This is a genomic window from Pseudomonas capeferrum (genome assembly GCF_000731675.1).
GTDB classification, from domain to species: Bacteria; Pseudomonadota; Gammaproteobacteria; order Pseudomonadales; family Pseudomonadaceae; genus Aquipseudomonas; species Aquipseudomonas capeferrum.
The window spans coordinates 2,364,250-2,386,435 of sequence record NZ_JMIT01000001.1 but is presented as its reverse complement, the minus strand read 5'-3'; the positions used below and the strand labels follow the sequence as shown (position 1 = coordinate 2,386,435).

General features: G+C 63.2%; 20 protein-coding genes. 7 read left to right on the top strand and 13 right to left on the bottom strand.

All coding sequences use genetic code 11. From position 1 onward, the window contains the following. Positions 1-22 precede the first annotated feature (22 nt). The 3 genes from PC358_RS10625 to PC358_RS10615 all read left to right on the top strand — a co-directional run bounded on the left by PC358_RS10625 (position 23) and on the right by PC358_RS10615 (position 2,538). On the top strand, positions 23-361 hold the full coding sequence (locus tag PC358_RS10625; RefSeq protein WP_033699418.1) for an FKBP-type peptidyl-prolyl cis-trans isomerase: 339 nt from the start codon (positions 23-25) through the stop codon (positions 359-361). A gap of 275 nt (positions 362-636) precedes the next feature. Beyond that, the gene (locus PC358_RS10620) at positions 637-1,299 is read left to right on the top strand and encodes a hypothetical protein (RefSeq protein WP_033699417.1); all 663 of its coding nucleotides are present in this window, start codon (positions 637-639) and stop codon (positions 1,297-1,299) included. 48 nt (positions 1,300-1,347) lie between these two features. Next, positions 1,348-2,538, top strand: a complete 1,191-nt coding sequence (locus PC358_RS10615) for a D-amino acid dehydrogenase (protein WP_033699416.1) — start codon at positions 1,348-1,350, stop codon at positions 2,536-2,538. 121 nt (positions 2,539-2,659) lie between these two features. Here PC358_RS10615 and PC358_RS10610 read toward each other — a convergent pair whose 3' ends face one another. The 3 genes from PC358_RS10610 to PC358_RS10600 form a co-directional block, all read right to left on the bottom strand. Continuing rightward, positions 2,660-3,388 carry an aspartate/glutamate racemase family protein gene (locus PC358_RS10610; RefSeq protein ID WP_033699415.1) on the bottom strand — a complete coding sequence of 243 codons (729 nt, stop codon included), beginning with the start codon at positions 3,386-3,388 and terminating at the stop codon, positions 2,660-2,662. Between the two features lie 16 nt (positions 3,389-3,404). Then, complete coding sequence (locus tag PC358_RS10605) at positions 3,405-4,937, bottom strand: NCS1 family nucleobase:cation symporter-1 (protein WP_033699413.1); 1,533 nt, start codon at positions 4,935-4,937, stop codon at positions 3,405-3,407. Between the two features lie 470 nt (positions 4,938-5,407). Further along, on the bottom strand, positions 5,408-5,845 hold the full coding sequence (locus PC358_RS10600; protein WP_033699412.1) for an Lrp/AsnC family transcriptional regulator: 438 nt from the start codon (positions 5,843-5,845) through the stop codon (positions 5,408-5,410). A gap of 134 nt (positions 5,846-5,979) precedes the next feature. Here PC358_RS10600 and PC358_RS10595 point away from each other — a divergent pair, with 134 nt between their 5' ends. After that, positions 5,980-6,876 carry a DMT family transporter gene (locus tag PC358_RS10595; RefSeq protein ID WP_033699411.1) on the top strand — a complete coding sequence of 299 codons (897 nt, stop codon included), beginning with the start codon at positions 5,980-5,982 and terminating at the stop codon, positions 6,874-6,876. Between the two features lie 48 nt (positions 6,877-6,924). After that, positions 6,925-7,851, top strand: coding sequence for a class I SAM-dependent methyltransferase (locus PC358_RS10590; RefSeq protein WP_033699409.1), 927 nt, complete (start codon positions 6,925-6,927; stop codon positions 7,849-7,851). A gap of 56 nt (positions 7,852-7,907) precedes the next feature. Here PC358_RS10590 and PC358_RS10585 read toward each other — a convergent pair whose 3' ends face one another. The 9 genes from PC358_RS10585 to gcl form a co-directional block, all read right to left on the bottom strand. Next, the gene (locus tag PC358_RS10585; RefSeq protein WP_033699406.1) at positions 7,908-9,932 is read right to left on the bottom strand and encodes a mechanosensitive ion channel family protein; all 2,025 of its coding nucleotides are present in this window, start codon (positions 9,930-9,932) and stop codon (positions 7,908-7,910) included. Positions 9,933-10,081: 149 nt separating this feature from the next. After that, a complete protein-coding gene (locus tag PC358_RS10580; protein ID WP_033699405.1) occupies positions 10,082-11,080 on the bottom strand; it encodes a sulfate ABC transporter substrate-binding protein in 999 nt (332 codons plus the stop codon). Between the two features lie 92 nt (positions 11,081-11,172). Continuing rightward, positions 11,173-11,997: an ion transporter gene (locus tag PC358_RS10575; protein WP_033699404.1), complete on the bottom strand. Its 825-nt coding sequence runs from the start codon at positions 11,995-11,997 to the stop codon at positions 11,173-11,175. Positions 11,998-12,052: 55 nt separating this feature from the next. Then, the gene (locus PC358_RS10570) at positions 12,053-12,928 is read right to left on the bottom strand and encodes an urea transporter (RefSeq protein ID WP_033699402.1); all 876 of its coding nucleotides are present in this window, start codon (positions 12,926-12,928) and stop codon (positions 12,053-12,055) included. 193 nt (positions 12,929-13,121) lie between these two features. Further along, complete coding sequence (gene pyk / locus PC358_RS10565) at positions 13,122-14,537, bottom strand: pyruvate kinase (RefSeq protein ID WP_033699401.1); 1,416 nt, start codon at positions 14,535-14,537, stop codon at positions 13,122-13,124. Beyond that, a complete protein-coding gene (locus tag PC358_RS10560) occupies positions 14,534-15,808 on the bottom strand; it encodes a glycerate kinase type-2 family protein (protein WP_033699399.1) in 1,275 nt (424 codons plus the stop codon). The genes pyk and PC358_RS10560 overlap by 4 nt, the downstream gene beginning before the upstream one ends. 166 nt (positions 15,809-15,974) lie before the next feature. Beyond that, positions 15,975-16,868 (bottom strand): 2-hydroxy-3-oxopropionate reductase, encoded by an 894-nt coding sequence (locus PC358_RS10555; RefSeq protein WP_033699398.1) that lies wholly within the window; start codon positions 16,866-16,868, stop codon positions 15,975-15,977. Positions 16,869-17,067: 199 nt separating this feature from the next. Then, positions 17,068-17,850 (bottom strand): hydroxypyruvate isomerase, encoded by a 783-nt coding sequence (gene hyi, locus PC358_RS10550; protein WP_033699395.1) that lies wholly within the window; start codon positions 17,848-17,850, stop codon positions 17,068-17,070. A gap of 66 nt (positions 17,851-17,916) precedes the next feature. After that, positions 17,917-19,692: a glyoxylate carboligase gene (gene gcl / locus PC358_RS10545; RefSeq protein WP_033699393.1), complete on the bottom strand. Its 1,776-nt coding sequence runs from the start codon at positions 19,690-19,692 to the stop codon at positions 17,917-17,919. Positions 19,693-19,949: 257 nt separating this feature from the next. On the opposite strand from gcl, the gene PC358_RS10540 reads away from it, so the two are divergent. After that, positions 19,950-20,390: a GlcG/HbpS family heme-binding protein gene (locus tag PC358_RS10540; protein WP_033699392.1), complete on the top strand. Its 441-nt coding sequence runs from the start codon at positions 19,950-19,952 to the stop codon at positions 20,388-20,390. Between the two features lie 107 nt (positions 20,391-20,497). Here PC358_RS10540 and PC358_RS10535 read toward each other — a convergent pair whose 3' ends face one another. Continuing rightward, a complete protein-coding gene (locus PC358_RS10535) occupies positions 20,498-21,109 on the bottom strand; it encodes a TetR/AcrR family transcriptional regulator (RefSeq protein ID WP_033699390.1) in 612 nt (203 codons plus the stop codon). 132 nt (positions 21,110-21,241) lie between these two features. Between PC358_RS10535 and PC358_RS10530 the strand changes: the two genes are divergently transcribed. After that, positions 21,242-22,156, top strand: a complete 915-nt coding sequence (locus PC358_RS10530) for a DUF808 domain-containing protein (RefSeq protein WP_033699388.1) — start codon at positions 21,242-21,244, stop codon at positions 22,154-22,156. Positions 22,157-22,186 lie beyond the last annotated feature (30 nt).

Sequence of the window (22,186 nt, the reverse complement as noted above, 5' to 3'; positions counted from 1 at the left end):
TTTTTCAGCGTTGGAGCATGCCATGAGCAGCGAACTGCAGATCATCGACCTCGTCGACGGCGACGGCAAGGCCGCCGTCAAAGGCGCCCTGATCACCACTCAGTACACCGGCTGGTTGGCCGACGGCAGCGAGTTCGATTCGTCCTGGTCGCGCGGCAAGCCCTTCCAGTGCGTGATCGGTACCGGTCGGGTGATCAAAGGGTGGGACCAAGGCCTGATGGGCATGCGCGTTGGCGGCAAGCGCAAATTGCAGGTGCCTGCGCAGTTGGGCTATGGCGAGCGCAGTGTGGGGGCGATTCCGCCGCATTCGGACCTGACGTTTGAGATCGAACTGCTGGAAGTGCTGACGCGGGATGATTGAGTGATTGATGTGGTTTTCGGTGTGCAAACCTCAAGGCATGCACACCACCCCCGAAAATTGCGCAAGGAATACATATTTCAGCAACACCCATCCCCTAACCTAAGCCTTGCTCAAGGATCGGCAATCACACGCCAGGGAGGAACCAAACGGGTTGAAGGCACTCTGACTCTCACTCGTTGCCAAGGATGGCACTCACTACAAGGACGCCTCGCGGCTGCGGCTCCGGGCAAGGTGGCGGGTCAACTCGATTCTCTCTGCCACATGAGCCTGCCTTGATGAAGTTGCCAACGTTTCTCCGCCGTCGTCGCCACCTGCTGCTAAGCCTAGTGCTCACAGCTGTAGCCATACCGCTGGCGTTGGAAGCTGTCGAAAGCCGCGCCCAGCCGGCTGATGGCACGCAGACCCTGGTGTTTCTGCGCCATGCCGAGAAACCCGGCGAAGGGCTGGGGCAACTGAACTGCCAAGGCCTCAACCGTGCACTGGACCTGGCCACGTTGCTGCCGGAGCGTTTCGGCAATGCCGACTACGTATTCGCCGCCAACCCGTCGCGGCATGTCGAGGAAGGCAGCAAGGACGAGAGCTACAGTTATATCCGCCCATTGATGACCATCACCCCCAGCGCCATCCGCCTGGGCCTGCCGGTGAACATCGACTACGGCGCCAACGATACCGACGAGCTGGCCGAAGAACTGCTGAGCGACAAATACCGCAACGCGACGGTCTACACGGCCTGGTCCCACGGCTACCTCCCCGAACTCATCAATACCGTGGCCGGCAAGGCCCTGGGTGAAGAGCGGGTGATCACCGAGGACTGGAACGGCGATGACTTCGACACGCTGTACGTGCTGACCCTGACCTGGCACGACGGCAAGGCCAGCCTGCTCAGCCGCAACGTGCGCCAAGGCCTCAACGACGGCGCGCATAGCTGCCCGACCTGATCCGCTGTTACTGTCTTGGCAGGGAAGCCGAAGCAGGGGCACTGCAAGATGCAAAAAGTCACGATCATTGGCGGCGGGGTGATTGGCCTGGCGACAGCCTATGCGCTGGTGCGCGAGGGGCTGGCTGTGGACCTGATCGAGGCGCGGGACCGCCTGGCGTTTGCCACCAGTTTCGCCAACGGCGGGCAGCTGTCTTACCGCTATGTGGCGCCATTGGCCGACGCCGGTGTGCTCTGGCAGGCGTTGGGCTGGATGCTGCAGGGGGACTCGCCGCTGCGCTTGCGGTTGCGCCTGGACCCGGCGCAGTGGCGCTGGTTGATGGCGTTCATGCTGGCCTGCCGGCGCAGCGTCAACCGCCGCAACGGTGCACAACTGCTGACGTTGGCGCTGGAAAGCCAGGCCGCCCTGGCGCGTTGGCGCGAGGCCGATGGGCTCACCGATTTCGCCTGGCGGCGTAACGGCAAACTGGTCGCCTTCCGCAGCGAGCGGGCGTTCGCCCATGGGCGTGAGCGCCTGCTTGATCGGAGCAGCCAACGGGTGCTCGATGCTGCCGAACTGCGCGCCCTGGAGCCGGCATTGGCCGAGGCGCCGTTCGTGGGCGGGGTTCTGACGCCTGACGAGGAAGTCGCCGACTGTCACCGTTTTTGTGAACGCCTGGCCGAGCGCTTGCGCGCATCCGGGCAGTGCCGGTTCCTGCTTGGCAGGCCCGTGACGCGGCTGATCGCCCATCAGGAGCAGGTCGTTGCGCTGCACCTGGGGGGCGAGCAGGTTGACGTTCAGCGCCTGGTGCTGTGCGCGGGGCATCGCAGTGCAGGGCTGGCGCTACCGGGCTTGAGGCTGCCGGTCTATCCGCTGAAGGGCTACAGCCTGACAGCGCCGATCAACACGGAACATCGGGCGCCAGAACTCAGCCTTACCGACTACGAGCGCAAGATCGTCTATGCCCGCCTGGACCGGCAATTGCGGGTTGCAGCGATGGTGGACATCGTCGGCTTCGACGAATCGGTGGATGCGCGCAGGCTCCACAGCATGCGCCGGCTGGCACTCGATACGTTGCCCGATGCCGCCGACTACGGGCAGGCGATAGAGTGGGCGGGGATGCGGCCGGCGACCCCTACCGGGGTGCCGATCATTGGTGCTACGGCTTACCGAAACCTGTGGCTGAATCTGGGGCATGGGGCTCTAGGCTTTACCTTGGCCTGTGGCAGTGGGGAGCGGTTGGCCAGGATGTTGCGCTGACTGCACCGGCCACTTCGCGGGGCAAGCCCGCTCCCACAGGTATTTGCGTTGGGTTGGAGAATAGCGCGCACCTGTGGAAGCGGGCTTGCCCCGCGAAGTGGCTGGTCTTGACGAAGCCCCCTTACCGCCCGAAGCGCATCGGCCAGCCCACCACCTTCTTTACCCTCGGTGTGGCATAGGTGCGTACCTTGGAGGTACTCAAGCCCATGCGCACCAGCGATTCGGCAATGGTCACCGCTGCACTTACACCATCGACCACCGGCACACCGGTACGCTGGCGAATCTGCTCATCCAGCCCGGCCATGCCACCGCAACCCAGGCAGATGACCTCGGCCTTGTCCTCCCGCACGGCGCGTTCGGCCTGTTCGACAATGGCCTCGACGGCACGCTGCGGGTCGGCTTCAAGCTCAAGCACCGCCAGGCCACTGGCGCGCACCGAGGCGCAGCGGTCATACAGCCCAGAGAGCTTCAAGCGGTCCTCGATCAGCGGCACGGTGCGGTCCAGTGTGGTCACCACCGAGTAAGCATGGCCCAGGTACAGGGCAGTGCTGGCGGCTGCATCGGTGATGTCCACCACGGGCACGTTCAGCAGCTCCTGCAGGCCTTCGCGGCCGTGCTCGCCGTAGCCGGCCTGGATCACGGCGTCGTAGGGGCCCTCGTAGGCCAGCACCCGGTCCATCACCGCGATGGCGGCCAGGTAGCTTTCGAAGTTGCCTTCCACCGACTCGGCACCAAACCACGGGGTCAGCCCGATGATCTCGGTACCCGGCGCGGCAACGGCGCGTGCCTGCTCGGCGATGGCCTCGGTGATGGCTTCAGTGGTGTTGACGTTGGCAATCAGAATACGCATGGACGGTTCTCCCTGATCAGTGGCTGCTGTGGTCGACGGCGATGCACTCGCCGCTGACATCCAGGTAATGGCGGTTGCGTGGCGCGATCAGCAAATAGACGGCGGCAGCGATACCGGCACCGATCAACCAGGAGAACGGCGCCACGCTGTGGAAGTTGGGCGCCAGGGCGAGGACGATGGCCAGCAGTGCGGCCGGCACGAAGGCGGCCACGGCGCGCAGGTTGATGCCCTTGGTGTAGTGGTAGGCGCCAGCCGGGTCTTCGCTGTACAGCTGCGGCACGTTGATGCAGCCTTTGCGCAGCAACCAGTAGTCGGCCATGATCACCCCGTACAGCGGGCCGAGCAGGGCACCGAGGCCCGACAGGAAGTACACGATCACCAGCGGGCTGTTGTATAGGTTCCAGGGCAGGATCAGCACCGCAAGGGTGGCGCTGATCAGGCCGGCACGGCGGAAGTTCAGGTGGCGGGGTGCCAGGTTGCTGAGCACGAAGGCCGGGGCGACGAAGTTGGCCATGATGTTCACCGCCACCGTGACGATCAGGAAGGCCAGGCAGCCCAATACCAGGAACGGTGTGCTGGGGATGCTGGCGACGATCTGGGTCGGGCTGTCGATGATCTGGCCGTTGATCTGGAACTGCGCGCCGCACAGCACCACGGTGATCATCGCGAACACCAGGATGTTCACCGGCAGGCCCCAGAAGTTACCGACGCGGATGGTCTTGCGGCACGGCGAAGAACGCGCGAAGTCGCAGAAGTTGAGCACCAGAGTGCCGTAGATCGCCAACCACAGCGCACCGCCCGCAAAGATGTTGCGCCACATCTCGTAGCCGGTCAGGGGCGCTGCCACCGACCAGGCGATGCGCGCGTCGGCCTTGAAGTACATGAACACCGCCAGGCTGGCCACGGTCAGCAGAATCACCGGGCCGGCAAAGGCCTCGTAGCGGCGCACCATCTCCATGCCGTAGGCGAGGATCACCAGTTGCACCAGCCAGATCGCCACGAAGCACACCCAGCCCAGGCTCGACAGGCCAAGGATGCTGTCATGGTCGTACACGGCCAGTTGCGGCCACACGGCCGTAAGCAGCACGCGCAGCACCACCGAGGCCAAGTAGGTCTGGATACCGAACCAGGCAATGGCGATGACTGCGCGGATCAGCGCCGGTATCTGCGCGCCGTGGATACCGAAAGCGATGCGGCTGATGACCGGGAACGGTACGCCGGTCTTCTGCCCCATGTAGCCGGACAGGTTCATGAAGAAGTACACCAGCGCAGCGCCGATGCCCAGCGACAAGAGGATCTGCCAGCCGCCCAGCCCCAAGGCGAACAGCCCCATGGCGAAGGAGTAGTTGGCGATGTTGTGCACATCGTTGGTCCATAACGCGAAGATGCTGTAACCGCCCCAGCGCCGGCCTTCGAGGCGTGTCGGGGCAAGGTCGCGGTTGTGCAGGCGCGGGCTCAGGTCAAGTGCTGGCGCAGGCCCGGCAAGGGTGGACGCGGGGTTGCTGCTGGCGACGGAAAGTTCAGGGGCAAGGTTGAGGCTGGTACTCATTCCGGCAGGCTCCTGATGCACGTGGACTGCGATGAGCGGGCAATGCGCACGGGCTCGCCATCTCGTCGGTGCAGCATTGGCATCACTGGGTTCTGGGCGCGGCGGCCGGGTTCTGGTCGGCGTCGCGAGTTCTTGTGTATTTATGTTTTGCTCAACTTGTATACAAAACACGAACACACAAAAGCGAGTTCCATGCCAGGCGAATAGCGACATCGAAGTTGCCACTATTTTGAATCTATCTTGTTGAACGGTAAGTTAATGAAATAACGTCGATATAAGTTGACCATTTGAACAGTTATTATTTTTGTGTGCACTTGTTAGTTGATCAAATGGTCAGAAATTACGCTGAAAAGGTTGTAACGTATTGGGGCAGGGTTGAGAAAAGTGCACACAAAAATGGCACCTAAGGTGACATTCTTGTGTACAAAAAATAGTCAGCTTTTCACTGTGGCTTTCTTTAGGCCGCAGATTCAATCCATCGGCGGCAGGCGTCGCTTCACCGGGCTTTTCTTGATGATCGCGGTATTGGTCTCGGCCAGCACATTGATCCGGTCGAGCAGGGTGTCGAGCTGTTCCATCGAGCGCACATGCAGGCGGGCAATGAAGCAGTCCTCGCCGGTCACCTTGTCGCACTCAGTGAATTCGGGCAGCGCAATGATTTGCCGCTCCACTTCCTGCAACTGCCCCGGCAGCGGGCGGATACGCACGATCGCCTGCAGTTGATAACCGAAGCTGCGCGGGTCGACATCCACCGTGTAACCGCGCAACACACCGCGCTCCTCCAGGCGGCGCAAGCGTTCGCTGACGCTGGGGGCGGACAGCCCGCTGATCTGCGCCAGGGCCTTGAGCGAACGCCGCGAGTCTTCCATCAGTGCATTGATCAGCAGTTGGTCGATTGCATCGGTCATGCTTTACCTCGTCAGGCTGTTCGATTGATTTGCCTTGATAGTAAAGGCAGGTTGGCTGATACGCCTTTTATATCCGCTGGAAGGTCACCCTCCGACCTTTGCATACTGTTGCCATCGTCAACGGGAGGTGTGAGATGGACAGTTCATTGCGCCGTGGCTCGCTGGAAATGGTCGCTGCCATGCTGATTTCCGGGACCATCGGCTGGTTCGTGCTGGTGTCGGGCCAGCCGGTGCTCGATGTGGTGTTCTGGCGGTGTGTGTTCGGCACCGGCACGTTGCTGGTGATCTGTGCAGCCTTGGGCTTCCTCAAGCCGGGGGTGATCGGCCGCACCGCATTTTTGCTGGCGATTGCCAGCGGCGTGGCCATCGTTGGCAACTGGGTGTTGTTGTTCGCCTCCTATTCGCGCGCTTCGATTGCCATCGGCACGGCGGTGTACAACGTGCAGCCGTTCATCCTGGTGGGGCTGGCAGCGGTGTTTCTGGGGGAGAAGATCACCCTGGCCAAGGTCACCTGGCTGAGTGTCGCCTTCCTTGGCATGTTGGCTATCGTCAGTGCCCACGGTGCGGGGCAGGGCAGTGGCGAGGATTACTTGTTGGGCATCGGCCTGGCGCTGGGCGCGGCGTTCTTGTATGCAATCGCTGCGTTGATCATCAAACGCCTCAAAGGCACGCCGCCGCACCTGATCGCCTTGATCCAGGTGGCAACCGGTGTGCTGCTGCTGGCGCCGTGGGTCAAGCTGGGCGGTCTGCCTGGCGAAACTTCGGCATTGGCCAGCCTGGTGACCCTGGGTATCGTGCACACCGGGGTGATGTATGTGCTGCTGTACAGCGCCATCCAGCGTTTGCCTACGGCACTGACCGGCGCGCTGTCGTTCGTTTACCCGATTGCCGCGATCCTGGTCGACTGGGTGGCCTTCGGGCATCGGCTGGCACCCCTGCAATGGCTCGGCGTGGCGCTGATTCTGCTGGCGGCGGCGGGGATGCAGCAGGGCTGGTGGTTCCGCCCTGCGCGGGTTGCAGTCAAGCATTGAAGAGGCTGACAAGGGTAGAATGCCGCTTTTTCCAGCTTGCGACCCGCCATGACCTCGCCGATCCAGACCCTCGAGCAACACCTGCTCACCGCCCTCGACCCCGCCCCGCAGGAAACCCGCCGGCTGTTCCACGGCCGCGGCCGCTGCTGGCCGGGCCTTGAGCAAGTGACTGTGGACTGGCTCCAGGGCGTGCTGTCAGTAGCGCTGTTTCGCGAGCCGCCGGAGGGCCAACTGGCCGAGCTGGAGGGCATGCTGCAGAGCCTGGCCCAGCGCCCGCAATGGGCCGGTCAGGCCATCCTCATCCAGCACCGCTACCTGCCGGACAGCCCCGGCCAATGGTTGCTGGGCGAGCCCTGCCAGCAGCGCGAGGTGGTCGAGGATGGCTTGACCTACCTGCTGGACCTGGGCGTGCGCCAGAACAACGGCCTGTTCCTGGACATGCGCTATGGCCGGCGCTGGGTGCGCGAGCAGGCGGCGGGCAAGCGGGTGCTCAACCTGTTCGCCTATACCTGTGGTTTTTCGCTGGCGGCCATCGCCGGTGGCGCCGAACAGGTGGTGAACCTGGACATGGCCAAGTCGGCGTTGTCCCGCGGGCGCGACAATCACCGGCTCAATGGCCACGATGCGTCGCGGGTGGCGTACCTGGGGCATGAATTGTTCAAATCGTGGGGCAAGGTGCGCAAGTACGGCCCTTATGACCTGATCATCATCGACCCACCGACCTTCCAGAAGGGCAGCTTTGTGTTGACCCAGGACTACGCGAAGATCTTGCGGCGCTTGCCCGAGTTGCTGAACGAGGGCGGCACGGTGCTGGCGTGTGTGAACGACCCGGCGATCGGCCCGGAATTTCTGATCGAGGGCATGGCCGAGCAGGCGCCAACGTTGGCCTTCGTCGAGCGGCTGGAGAACCCGCCGGAGTTTCCTGATGCGGACCCAGCGGGGGGCTTGAAGGCCTTGGTATTCCGCCAGGCCTAAGTCTTCCTGTAGCGCCCCTTCGCGGTTTCCCCGCGAAGGGGCCGGGCGTGCCTGCATCAAGCAGTAACGGCGCGTACCGGCAGCGGATACACCTGGGCAAAGCTCACCTTCTCGGTCTGGTCCACACGTTTCTTGAGCCGTTCATTGAACGCCCGGCTAACTGCATACTGCCCGCCGGAAATGGTACGGAACTGCGCCGTCAGGACAAACCCGTTCAAGTCCATGCGGTCCACCCCGAACACTTGCAGCGGCCCCTGCAGGTTGATGCGCAGCAGCGGGTCGTGGCTGATCGACTGCCCCACCTCGTGGATTAGCGCCAGCGATTCATCGACGTCGCTGTCGTAAGTGAACTGCACCGAGAAGAACGCATAGGCGAACTGGCGCGACTGGTTGGTGACTGCCTTGATCTGGCCGAACGGCACCGAATGCACGAACCCCTTGCCGTCGCGCAGGCGCAGGGTGCGGATGGTCAGGCTTTCGACGGTGCCGGCGTGGCCTGAGTCGAGCACTACCCAGTCACCGATCGAGATGGTGTCTTCGATCAAGATGAACAGCCCCGTGATCACGTCCTGCACCAGTTGCTGCGAGCCGAAGCCGATGGCCAGGCCGATTACCCCGGCACCGGCCAGCAGCGGTGCGACGTTGATGCCCAGGTTGGCCATGGTGGTGATGGTGCAGATGACGATCAGCACCACTTTTACGGCATTGCGCAGCATCGGCAGGATGGTCCGCACCCGGGTACTCGGCTGGCGCGCCGCGCGGCGCCCGACGGCGGGTTTCAGCGCTTCCTGGATGGCGGTGTCGAGGACCACCCACAGCAGCCAGGTCACCAGCAGAATCAGGCCGATGCTCGACAGCGAATTGCTGATAGCCTGGCCCAGGCTGTTGCTCAGGGCGAAGCCGATCACCGAAACGCCCCAGATGCGCCCGAGCAGCTCGATGAAAGCCACCGCCATGGCGATGCGCAACAGCGCGTGGGCGAGGCTGCGCAGCAGTTCCTTGTAAGGCCGAACCCGTTGCCCGGCATCCGCTTCGCGGGGCGCCAGCAGGTGCTGCAGCAAGGTGCTGAGAAACACCGTGGACACCAGCAGCACGGTAGTCAGCAAAGCCTTTTGCAGCGCCTTCTGGCTTTCTTCGCCGGCGCCGATCAGGTGAATCGCGGAGACCAGGATCATCAACAGGATCGGCAGGTACCACAGCACCGAGAAGATCCGCAGGGTTTCCTGCACGGCCCGATGTTGCACGCGGTCCTTGAGCGCACGGTTGCGAATCAGATGGGCCACCGGGCGGCGCAGGCGGATCACCAGGCTGGCGAAGATGAACGTGGCGGCCAGGCCGGTGAACACGGCGATGCTGGCAGTGATGTTACCGCCCAACTGGCGGGCGATCTGCGGGCTGGTCAAGGCATCGCTCCAGGCCGCCAGGAAGCCGATCAGAAACAGCGGTCGCGGGGCCAGGCGCTTGATCACGGCCACGGCAGGGCGCTTGTGGCCGGCATCAAACAACGTAATCAAGCACAGGATGATCGAGGTCGAGAACAGGCCGCTGCTGGTGGCGTAGGCCAGGCTCAGGCCAAGGGCACGGGCTACCGAGGGGTCGAGGAAACGGCTGATGTAGAGGGTCAGCGGCAGGCTGGCCAGCGCCGGCAGGGTATAGGGCAGCAGGTAGCCGAGCAGGCTGCTGGCGCGCTGGCGCTCGTTCAGCCATGGGGTGGCCGAAGCGCGCTTGCTGAGCCAGCGGCCGAGGCTGGTAAGCACCGCGAAGCTGGCGGCCCAGGTGAGGGTCAGCAAGATGAAGTTGCCCGCCAGCTGCAGCGAATCGCTGGACGAATGGCGGTCGACCAGGCGTTCCATTTCCTTGGCCGCGCGGTCGGTGCGCAGGCGCCAGGCATCGACCAGGTGGGCATCGAGGTCGAGCTCCTGGGCGGCGCTGTCCAGGCCGTCGGCCAGGGCGCCGAGCAGCCCGCCTTGCAGGACCGGTTCCGGTTCGGTGGGTTGTTCTTCGGCAGGTGCAGGGTCTGCAGCCAGCAGATGGGTGCTCAGCAGGCAGCCGAGCAGCAGGGTGGAGAGGTAACGCAGCACTGGAGTACTCCTTCGGCCGGGGTGAGCGGGGCAGGGTTACTCAAGGAACTGATTGGTGGGGGTGGGGAAAGTTCGATGGGGTGTGTTGCCAGCACCGGCCTCTGCGCGGGTAAACCCGCTGCCACAGAGGCCGACACTGGCTGGGTCAATTACTGATTGGTGTAGATCTGGTCGAACACGCCCCCGTCGTTGAAGTGGGTTTTTTGCACGGTGCGCCAGTCACCAAAGGTCTTCTCCACCGACAGGAAGTCCACTTTCGGGAAGCGGTCGGTGTACTTGGCCAGCACTGCCGCATCGCGTGGGCGCAGGTAGTTGTTGGCCGCGATTTCCTGGGCTTCTGGCGACCACAGGTACTTCAGGTACTCCTCGGCCACTGCCTGGGTACCTTTCTTCGCCACCACCTTGTCGACCACGCTTACCGGTGGCTCGGCTTCGGCGGACACACTTGGGTAGACCACTTCGAACTGGTCGCGGCCGAATTCGCGGGCGATCATTTCGGCTTCGTTCTCGAAGGTCACCAGCACGTCGCCGATCTGGTTGGTCATGAAGGTGGTGGTGGCGGCGCGGCCACCGGTATCAAGGACTGGCGCCTGCTTGAACAGCTTGCCGACGAAGTCACGGGCCTTGGCCTCGTCACCGCCTTGCTTGAGCACATAGCCCCACGCCGACAGGTAGGTATAGCGGCCGTTACCCGAGGTCTTGGGGTTGGGCACGATCACCTGCACGCCGTCCTTGAGCAGGTCGGGCCAGTCTTTCAGTGCCTTGGGGTTGCCCTTGCGCACGATGAACACGGTGGCCGAGGTGAACGGCGCGCTGTTGTTCGGCAGGCGGGTCACCCAGTTGTCCGGCACCAGTTTGCCGTGATCGACCAAGGCATTGATGTCGGTGGCCATGTTCATGGTGATGACATCGGCCGGCAGGCCATCGATGACTGCACGCGCCTGCTTGCTCGAACCGCCGAAGGACATCTGCACGTTGACCTTCTCGTTGTGCTCGGCCTCCCAGTGCTTCTGGAACGCTGAGTTGTAGTCCTTGTAGAAGTCACGCATCACGTCGTAGGAGACGTTGAGCAGGGTCGGGGCCGCCTGGGCGAAGTTGCCCAGGGCAAGGCCCGCGGCCAGCAGCGAAGCAGTGAACAGTTTTTTCACGACGCATTCCTTGTTCTTGAACAGTATTGGGCAGAGTGCCAGCGACTATAGCGGGTGCCTTGCTGCTGTTTAAAGAACAAAAAACGCTTTGGTTATTCCCGCTTGGGAAACAGCGCATTGCCACAACGCGAGCAGAATGCGGCGCCGTGTTCGTGGCTGTTCTTGCGGCAGGTGGGGCAGTCATGCTGCAACTGCTCCCCGCGCATGGCATTGGCCAGCTCGGCGGTGAAAATCCCGGTGGGTACGGCAATGATCGAATAACCGGTAATCATCACCAGCGACGACAGCACCTGCCCCAGCGGCGTCTTCGGCACGATGTCGCCGAAGCCCACCGTGGTCAGGGTGACGATCGCCCAGTAGATGCCCTTGGGAATGCTGGTAAAGCCATGCTCCGGCCCTTCGATCACGTACATCAAGGTGCCGAACACGGTCACCAGGGTCGACACGGTGACCAGGAACACGATGATCTTCTGCTTGCTGCCGCGCAGCGCCGCCATCAAGTAGTTGGCCTGCTTGAGGTACTGGCCGAGCTTGAGCACGCGGAAGATCCGCAGCATGCGGATGACCCGGATGATCAACAGGTACTGGGCATCGCTGTAATAGAGGGCGATCACGCCCGGCACGATCGCCAGCAGGTCGACCAGGCCGTAGAAGCTGAAGGCGTAGCGCAAGGGTTTGGGCGAGCAGTACAGGCGCGTCAGGTATTCGGCCAGGAAGATCGCGGTGAAACCCCATTCGATGCCCGCCAGCAGGCCGGCGTAGCCCTGATGGACAGCGTCGATGCTGTCGAGGATCACCGTGACCAGGCTGGCGAGGATGATCAGCAGGAGGGTTTTGTCGAAGCGTCTTCCAGCCACGGTGTCGGTCTGGAAGACGATGATGTAGAGCCGCTCGCGCAGGCTCGCAGGGTTGTTCATTGGCTCGTCCACAAAGCGATAAAGAAAGCGATGGGCTGAGCCTAGGGGCTGCGTTTCAGCTGTGCAAGCGGGAAGCATTGCGCCGCTGATTGAGTTGAGCCAGGTAGTTGCCCAGGTGCATGAGCCAGCAGGCTGTGACGAAGGGGGCGGTCAGCCCGGCCACCGGCAACAAGGCGAACAGGGGTTGCAGCAGCAGGGCCAGTGCAATCGCCAGCAGTGTCACCCCTGGGCGCTCGCCCTGCCTGCTGAACGCCAACGCTGCCAATGCGGCGTTGAAGCCGTACAAACCCATCCAGGCTACCTGCGCCTGGTCGGTCAGTAATGCGACACCAGCGCCGATGGCAGAGCCGATCACCGCCCAGGTTGCTGCATAAGGATTTGCAAGGTACATGCCGATGACGATCAGCAGGCCCGCCATTGGCTTGTCGAGCAAGAACACCTGGCCCACGCCACGCAGCAGCGCAGACAGCGGGTCGGCTTCGACAGGGAGTGCGGCCGAGGGCTCGGCCAGCAGCAGGGTACCCCAGCCGAGAAGGACGAAGGGGGCGGTGTAGGCGACCAGCAACTTGCCGCCGCGCTTGCGCCACTGGTGGGTGATGATGCTCGACAGCCCGCCAGCGGCAATGATCAGCGGCGGCAGGATGGCCGACCATGGCAGCACCGCACTGATCAGGATGCCGATCAGCACGCCGTTGTAGCAGTACAAGCCGGCCTGGCGGTCGGCGCGGTCGTAGCCGCGCCGTTGTGCGGTGAGCAGGCCGGCGAGGGCGCCGAGCAGGGCGCCACCGACCAGGCTGGGGGCGGTCAGCAGGATGGCCAGCAGGCAGCACAGGCCGCACAGGGGGTTGCGCAGCAGCAGCACTTGGCTGAAGCCGTTGAGCAGCGCCGTCGCCCAGTCAGGGCACGGGTTGACGAAATTTTTGGTGTACATGGGGCAGTCGGTAAGGTTGAGGGTTGAGCGGTGGGCCTCTTTGGGCCTCGGGTTGTCCGCAGGTCTGGTGTAACGGTGTTCGGGGAGGGCTTTGCCCTCCATTCGCGGGGCAAGCCCGCTCCCACAGGCGCAAGGCAATTGAATGCCATGCAGTCCCTGTGGGAGTGGGCTTGCCCCGCGAAAGGGCCCGGGATCAGACCAAGGTCTCGATCCGTAGCGTATTAGTCGAGCCTGGCTTGCCGAAAGGCACACCAGCGGTGATCAGCAGCGTGTCACCGCGGCTGGCCATGCCTTGGGCCTGGGCAATCTCCAACGCCGTCGAGCAGATCTCGTCAACCTGGCGCAGGCGGTCGTTGACCACCGAGTGCACGCCCCAGGCCACGCTCAGGCGGCGCGCGGTGTTCAAGTTCGGCGTCAGGTTGAGGATCGGTGCCCGTGGTCGCTCGCGGGCGGCGCGCAGGGTCGAGGCGCCCGACTCGCTGTAGTTGACCAGCACCGCCACCGGCAGGATGCCGCTGATACGGCGGATCGCGCAGCTGATGGCGTCCGACACGGTGGCCTCGGCTTTTGGCCGGCCAACGTCGAGCTGGGCCTGGTAGTCCGGGCCGTTCTCCACCTGGCGGATGATCTTGCTCATCATCTGCACGGCTTCCAGCGGGTAATCGCCCGACGCAGTCTCGGCCGACAGCATCACCGCATCGGCACCTTCGGCCACGGCGTTGGCTACGTCGGTGACTTCGGCGCGGGTCGGGGCTGGCGAGAAGCGCATCGACTCAAGCATCTGCGTGGCCACCACCACCGGTTTGCCCAGCTGGCGGCAGGTGCCGATGATGCGCTTCTGGATCTGCGGCACGCTTTCGGCCGGCACTTCCACGCCCAGGTCGCCACGGGCCACCATGATCGCGTCGGACAGCTCGGCGATCGCTTGCAGCTGTTCGACGGCGGACGGCTTTTCGATCTTGGCCATCAGGTAGGCGCGGTCACCGATCAACTGGCGCGCTTCGGTGATGTCTTCCGGGCGCTGCACGAACGACAGGGCCACCCAGTCCACGCCCAGTTCAAGGCCAAAGGCCAGGTCGAGACGGTCTTTTTCAGTCAGCGGGGAGAGCGCCAGCACTGCTTGCGGCACGTTGACGCCCTTGCGGTCGGACAGCTCGCCACCGGCCAGCACTTCGGTGTCGATGGCATCGCTGTGCTTGGCGGTCACCCGCAGGCGCAGCTTGCCGTCGTCGAGCAGCAGGTCCATGCCTGGCTCTAACGCGGTGATGATCTCCGGGTGTGGCAGGTTGACCCGGCGGTTGTCGCCCGGGGCTTTGTCCAGGTCCAGGCGCAGGGCCTGGCCGCGCTGCAGTTGCACCTTGCCTTCGGCAAAGCGGCCAACGCGCAGCTTCGGCCCCTGCAAGTCCATGAGGATGCCCAGCGGGTAGTTCAGTTGCTGCTCGACTTCGCGGATCCACTGGTAGCGCATGGCGTGGTCGGCGTGCTCGCCGTGGCTGAAGTTGAGGCGGAAGATGTTCACCCCGGCTTCGACCAGCTGGCGGATGTCGTCGATACCCTGGGTCGCAGGGCCGAGGGTGGCGAGGATTTTGACTTTTTTATCAGGCGTCATGATTGCGGAGTCTCGAGGATCAGGATTGCGCGGAAGTCGTTGACGTTGGTGCGCGTCGGCTCGGTGACGATCAACGCATCGAGCGCGGCGAAGTAGCCGTAGCCGTTGTTGTTGTCCAACTCGTCGCTGGCCGAAAGGCCCAGGGCTTCGGCACGGGCGTAGCTGCCCGGGGTCATGAAGGCACCGGCGTTTTCTTCGGAGCCATCGATGCCGTCGGTGTCGCCGGCCAGGGCGTACACGCCTGGCAGGCCCTTGAGGTTCTCGGTGAGGCTGAGCAGGAACTCGGCGTTGCGCCCGCCACGGCCGTTGCCGCGCACGGTGACGGTGGTTTCGCCGCCAGAGAGGATCACGCAGGGCGCCTTGAGCGGCTGGCCGTGCAGCACGATCTGCCGGGCAATACCGGCGTGCACCTTGGCCACTTCGCGCGATTCGCCTTCCAGGTCGCCGAGTATCAGCGGGCTGAAACCGGCCTGGCGGGCTTTGACCGCAGCGGCTTCCAGCGACTGCTGGGGCTTGGCGATCAATTGGAAATGGCTGCGAGCCAGGGCCGGGTCATCGGCCTTGACGGTTTCCGAAGCCGGGTTGTTGAGCCAGTCGATAACCGCCTTGGGCGCGTCGATGCTGTAGCGCTTGAGGATGGCCAGGGCGTCGGCGCTGGTGCTCGGGTCGGCGACGGTGGGGCCGGAGGCGATGACGGTGGCCAGGTCGCCAGGCACATCGGAAATCGCATAGGTGTAGACGGTGGCCGGCCAGCAGGCTTTGGCCAGGCGGCCGCCCTTGATCGCCGAGAGGTGCTTGCGTACGCAGTTCATCTCGCCGATGGTGGCGCCAGACTTGAGCAGTGCCTTGTTGATGTGCTGCTTGTCGGCCAGGGTCAGGCCCTCGGCAGGCAGGGCCAACAGGGCGGAACCGCCGCCAGACAATAGGAAGATGACGCGGTCGTCTTCGTTCAGGTTGCTGACCAGTTCCAGCACGCGTTTGGCCACGGCCAGGCCGGCGGCATCGGGGACCGGGTGGGCGGCTTCGACCACCTCGATCTTCTGGCAGTTGGCGCCGTGGCCGTAGCGGGTGACGACGAGGCCGGACACTTCGCCCTGCCAGCTTTTCTCGACCACTTCGGCCATGGCCGCTGCGGCCTTGCCAGCGCCGATGACGATGACCCGGCCGCTACGGTCGGCGGGCAGGTAGGGTTCGAGGACTTGGCGCGGGTGGGCGGCGGCGATGGCTGTGTCGAACAGCTCGCGAAGAATTTTTTGCGGATCGACCGACATGGCAGGCTCCCAATTATTGTTGTTCTGCAGAATCGAAAACGCCCCTGGAACTGCCTCCGTGCAGGCCGAACCAGGGGCGGTCCCCAGAGCTGCAAGCTTCAAGCTACAAGCCACAAGTAAAAGCAGACCTGCTTTTGCTTGCCGCTCGAGGCTTACAGCTTGAAGCTTATTTCTCGTCGCGGATCGAGAAGTTGGCCATGTGCTCCAGGCCTTTGATCAGCGCCGAGTGATCCCAGTTGCCGCCGCCCAGGGCCTGGCAGGTGTTGAACACTTGCTGGGCGTTGGAGGTGTTGGGCAGGTTGATGCCCAGCTCCTTGGCGCCTTGCAGGGCCAGGTTCAGGTCCTTCTGGTGCAGGTTGATGCGGAAGCCTGGGTCGAAGGTGCCTTTGATCATGCGCTCGGCGTGCACTTCGAGGATTTTCGACGAAGCGAAGCCGCCCATCAGTGCTTCACGCACCTTGGCAGGGTCGGCGCCGTTCTTGGCGGCGAACAGCAGCGCTTCGCTGACGGCCTGGATGTTCAGGGCGACGATGATCTGGTTGGCGACCTTGGCGGTCTGGCCGTCGCCGTTGCCACCCACGCGGGTGATGTTCTTGCCCATGGCTTCGAACAGCGGCAGTGCGCGCTCGAAGGCTTTCGGGCAACCGCCGACCATGATGCTCAGGGTCGCAGCCTTGGCACCGACTTCACCGCCGGACACCGGGGCGTCCAGGTAGGCGGCGCCAGTGGCCTTGATCTTCTCGGCGAAGGCCTTGGTGGCGGTAGGGGAGATCGAGCTCATGTCGATCACTACCTTGTTCGGGCCCACACCTTCGGCCACGCCGTTTTCACCGAACAGGACGGCTTCGACCTGTGGGGTGTCGGGGACCATGACGATGATGAACTCAGCTTCCTGGGCAACTTCTTTCGGGTTAGCCAGGGCCACGGCGCCGGCGGCGATCAGGTCGGCCGGGGCAGCATCGTGGTGGGTGGAGACGAACAGGCTGTGACCTGCTTTTTGCAGGTTCTGAGCCATGGGCTTGCCCATGATGCCGGTGCCGATAAAACCGATTTTAGCCATGAGAGATTACCTCGTTGTAGTTGTTGAATCTCGATGGAGCAGGCGACGCGTCCCATTGTAGGAGCGGCCTTGCCGGGGCGCCGGACCGGTCGGAAAGGGGGCGCAGCGCCCCCAGAATTTCGGCCACAGCAAAGATTGCCGGGGCTGCTGCGCAGCCCATCGCGACGCAAGGCCGCTCCTACAAAGTGCGTATTCGCCCTTAAATTGCGTTATGAGTCTTCAGCCAGCCCAGACCTGCTTCGGTCGTGGTCAGTGGCTTGTATTCCGCGCCCACCCAGCCCTGGTAGCCGATGCGGTCCAGGTGCTCGAACAGGAAGCGGTAGTTGATCTCGCCGGTGCCTGGTTCGTTGCGGCCCGGGTTGTCGGCCAGCTGGATGTGGTTGATCAGTTTCAGGTTGCCCTCAATGGTGCGGGCCAGGTCACCTTCCATGATCTGCATGTGGTAGATGTCGTACTGCAGGAACAGGTTGTCGCTGCCGACTTCGGCCTGGATGTCCAGGGCTTGCTGGGTGGTGTTCAGGTAGAAGCCCGGGATGTCGCGGGTGTTGATCATTTCCATGACCAGGCGAATGCCTGCGGCCTTGAGCTTGTCGGCGGCAAAGCGCAGGTTGTCGACGAAGGTCTTGCGCACGTCGGCGCATTGCAGGCCCTGCGGGCGAATGCCGGCCAAGGCGTTGACCTGGGTGTTGCCCAGTACCTTGGCGTATTCGATGGCCTTGTCGACGCCGGCGCGGAATTCTTCGACGCGGTCCGGGTGGCAGGCAATACCGCGTTCGCCCTTGCCCCAATCGCCGGCCGGCAGGTTGAACAGCACCTGGGTCAGGCCGTGAGCGTCGAGCTGTTGCTTGATTTCGGCAGCGCTGAAATCGTACGGGAAGAGGTATTCGACACCGCTGAAACCAGCATCGGCGGCGGCCTTGAAGCGGGCCAGGAAGTCCTGTTCGGTGAACAGCATGGACAGGTTGGCAGCGAAGCGAGGCATGGTTGTCTCCTTGCAGATTAAAGCCCCCGGCGCCACATAGGCGGGATGCACGGGGGCGTCAGGCAATCAGTCGAGCATCGAGATCGCGGTTGGCGCGTCGTTGCCGACCAGGGCCAAGTCTTCGAACTCGTTGACGGCGTTGATCTCGGTACCCATGGAAATGTTGGTGACACGCTCGAGGATCACCTCGACCACCACCGGCACGCGGAACTCTTCGGCCATCTTCTGCGCCTTGAGCAGGGCAGGGGCGATTTCGCCTGGTTCGAATACGCGGATGGCCTTGCAGCCCAGGCCTTCGACCACGGCAACGTGGTCGACACCGTAGCTGGCAGCGTCGGTCGAGTTGATGTTCTCGAACGCCAGTTGTACACAGTAATCCATGTCGAAGCCACGCTGCGCCTGGCGGATCAGGCCGAGGTAGGCGTTGTTCACCAGCACGTGAACGTACGGCAGGTTGAACTGCGCACCGACAGCCAGTTCTTCGATCATGAACTGGAAGTCGTAGTCACCCGACAGGGCGACAACCTTGCGCGATGGGTCGGCCTTGACCACGCCCAGGGCGGCAGGGATGGTCCAGCCCAGCGGGCCGGCCTGGCCGCAGTTGATCCAGTTGCGTGGCTTGTACACGTGCAGGAACTGCGCACCGGCGATCTGCGACAGGCCGATGGTGCTGACGTAGCAGGTGTCCTTGCCGAATACCTGGTTCATCTCTTCGTACACGCGCTGCGGCTTGACCGGCACGTTGTCGAAGTGGGTCTTGCGCTGCAGGCTGGCCTTGCGCTGCTGGCAGTCTTCCAGCCAGGCGCTGCGGTCCTTGAGCTTGCCGGCGGCTTTCCACTCGCGGGCCACTTCGAGGAACACGTCCAGCGCCTTGCCGGCGTCCGAGACGATGCCCAGGTCGGGAGTGAACACGCGGCCGATCTGGGTGGGCTCGATGTCCACGTGCACGAACTTGCGGCCTTCGGTGTAAACATCGACGGAGCCGGTGTGGCGGTTGGCCCAACGGTTACCGATACCGAACACCAGGTCGGATTTCAGCAGGGTGGCGTTGCCGTAGCGGTGCGAAGTCTGCAGGCCGACCATGCCGACCATCAGGGCGTGGTCGTCCGGGATGGTGCCCCAGCCCATCAGGGTCGGGATCACCGGTACGCCGGTCAGCTCGGCGAACTCGACCAGCTTGTCGCTGGCGTCGGCGTTGATGATGCCGCCACCTGCAACCAGCAGTGGGCGTTCGGCATCGTTGAGCAGGGCCAGGGCTTTTTCGGCCTGGACGCGGGTGGCGGATGGCTTGTTGACGGCCAGTGGCTCGTAGGCGTCGATGTCGAATTCGATTTCGGCCATCTGCACATCGAACGGCAGGTCGATCAGTACCGGGCCTGGGCGGCCGGTACGCATTTCATAGAAGGCCTTCTGGAACGCGTAAGGCACTTGGCCTGGCTCCAGTACGGTGGTGGCCCACTTGGTGACCGGCTTGACGATGCTGGTGATGTCGACGGCCTGGAAGTCTTCCTTGTGCAGACGTGCACGCGGGGCTTGGCCAGTGATGCAGAGGATTGGAATGGAGTCGGCCGACGCGCTGTACAGGCCGGTGACCATGTCGGTGCCGGCAGGGCCGGAGGTACCGATGCACACGCCGATGTTGCCCGGGTTGGCACGGGTGTAGCCCTCGGCCATGTGCGAGGCACCTTCGACGTGACGAGCGAGGACGTGATCGATGCCACCGACTTTCTTCAGGGCTGAGTACAGCGGGTTGATGGCAGCCCCTGGGATGCCGAACGCGGTATCTACACCTTCACGGCGCATGACCAGAACGGCTGCATCGATTGCTCTCATTTTGCTCATGGGTTGTGCCTCATCGATTTTGTAATTGTATACAACTTGCTTTGCGACAGAGTGTATTCACGCCTGGCGGGCTAGGTCAATGGATTTTCATCGGGGAAGCTGGCTTTCGTCGGAGAGCCCGTGAAAACTGGGTTCTGTCGGATCTGGTACGATCGTTTAAAAATATTGTATACAAAAATATCTTTCGTTGTGTTCTATTTAGGTCATCGGTTTTCAACTGCCCTCAGGGCTTCTCACAACAAGAAGAGGACCTTTTCATGAACGTTCTGAACCTGAAAGTCGCGGTAAGCCTGGTGAATGCCGCGCTGGCCGCAGGCCGCAAGATCAATGCGGCGCCACTGACCGTGGCGGTGCTGGATGCGGGCGGGCACGTGCTGGCGCTGCAGCGGGAAGATGGCGCTAGCCTGATTCGCCCGGAAGTGGCCACCGGTAAAGCCTGGGGTGCGATTGCCTTGGGCAAGGGCTCGCGTTTGCTGGCACTGGATGCGCAGCAACGGCCGGCGTTCTTTGCCGCGCTGAATGGGTTAGGGGAGCGGCCTGTGGTGCCGGCGCCGGGTGGCGTGCTGATTCGTGATCAGGACGGCAAGGTGCTGGGTGCGGTAGGGATCAGCGGCGATACGTCGGATATCGACGAGCAGTGCGCGATCAGTGCGATCGAGGAGGTTGGGTTGACGGCGGATGCGGGGGTGGCGGCGTAAAAACTTAGATTGTTGGGGCCGCTTTGCGGCCCATCGCGACGCAAGGCCGCTCCTACAGGAGCGGCCTTGTGTCGCGAACGGGCTGCATAGCAGCCCCATTGGCCCGATCAGGCCGCCTCAGGCTCACAGCCCTTGAGCACCAGCCGGATGATGGTCTCGGCCGCAGCGTCATAATCGCTGTCGGCCAGCTTGGCCTTGCCCGTTACCGCCGAGATCTGCCAATCGAAATCGGCATAGGTCTGGGTCGCCGCCCAGATGCTGAACATCAGGTGATGCGCATCCACATTGGCAATCTGCCCGCGCTCGATCCAGCCCTGGATGCACTCGATGTTGTGCCGCGCCTGTTCGTTGAGCTGCTCGACCTGGTTGGGCGACAAATGCGGCGCACCGTGCATGATCTCGCTGGCAAACACCTTGGATGCATGCGGCAGGTCGCGCGAGATGCGGATCTTCGAGCGAATGTACGAACTCAACACTTCCTTGGGGTCACCGTCGGCATTGAACGGCGTCGAGGCCTGCATGATAGGCGCGATGATGCTCTCCAGGACCTCGCGGTAGAGGTTGTCCTTGGATTTGAAGTAGTAGTACACGTTTGGCTTGGGCAGGCCGGCCTTGGCCGCGATATCGCTGGTCTTGGTGGCGGCGAAGCCCTTGTCGGCGAATTCCTCGCTGGCCGCGCGCAGGATCAGTTCCTTGTTGCGCTCGCGAATGGTGCTCATGGTCAGGGATCTTCCTCGTGTCTGGCCACCTCTAAGAGGGATCGGGCATGGTAGCACCGGGCTCGACGGGCGCTCAAGGCAGCGACTTTGGGCTAGACTCCGGCGCATTCATTTCACGGGAAACAGGCAAACATGGCAGGCAGCAGTCTACTGGTACTGATCGACGACATCGCCACGGTGCTCGACGACGTGTCACTCATGACCAAAGTCGCGGCGAAGAAGACTGCTGGCGTATTGGGCGACGACCTGGCGCTCAATGCTCAGCAGGTCACTGGCGTACGCGCCGAGCGCGAGATCCCGGTGGTGTGGGCGGTGGCCAAGGGCTCGTTCGTCAACAAGGCGATCCTGGTGCCGGCGGCGTTGCTGATCAGTGCGTTCATCCCTTGGGCGGTAACGCCCTTGTTGATGATCGGCGGCGCTTACCTGTGCTACGAGGGCTTCGAAAAGCTCGCACACAAGTTCTTGCACAGCAAGGAAGAGGACGAGGCGCAGCATGAGGCGCGCAAGGAAGCCGTGGCCGACGCCAATGTCGACCTGGTGGCCTTCGAGAAAACCAAGATCAAAGGCGCGGTGCGCACCGACTTCATTCTCTCGGCAGAAATCATCGCCATTACTCTGGGCACCGTAGCCGATGCGCCGTTGACCCAGCAGATCATCGTGCTGTCGGGTATCGCCATTGTCATGACCATCGGCGTTTACGGGCTGGTGGGCGGCATCGTCAAGCTCGATGACCTGGGCCTGTGGATGACGCAGAAGGCATCGAAGCTGGCCCAGGTGGTGGGTAACGGCATCCTGCGCGCGGCGCCTTACATGATGAAAAGCCTGTCGGTGATCGGCACTGCGGCGATGTTCTTGGTCGGCGGCGGGATTCTGGTGCATGGCATCGGGCCGTTGCATCATGCGATCGAGGCGTTCAGCGAAGGGCGCGGCGGGGCGCTGACGGGCGCATTGCTCAACGGGGGTGTGGGCATTGTTGCGGGCGCTGCCGTGTTGGCGGTAGTGAGCGGTTTGAGCAAGTTGTGGCGGGTAATGCGCCCGGCTCAGTGACTGTGACACAGGGGCCGCAAAGCGGCCCCT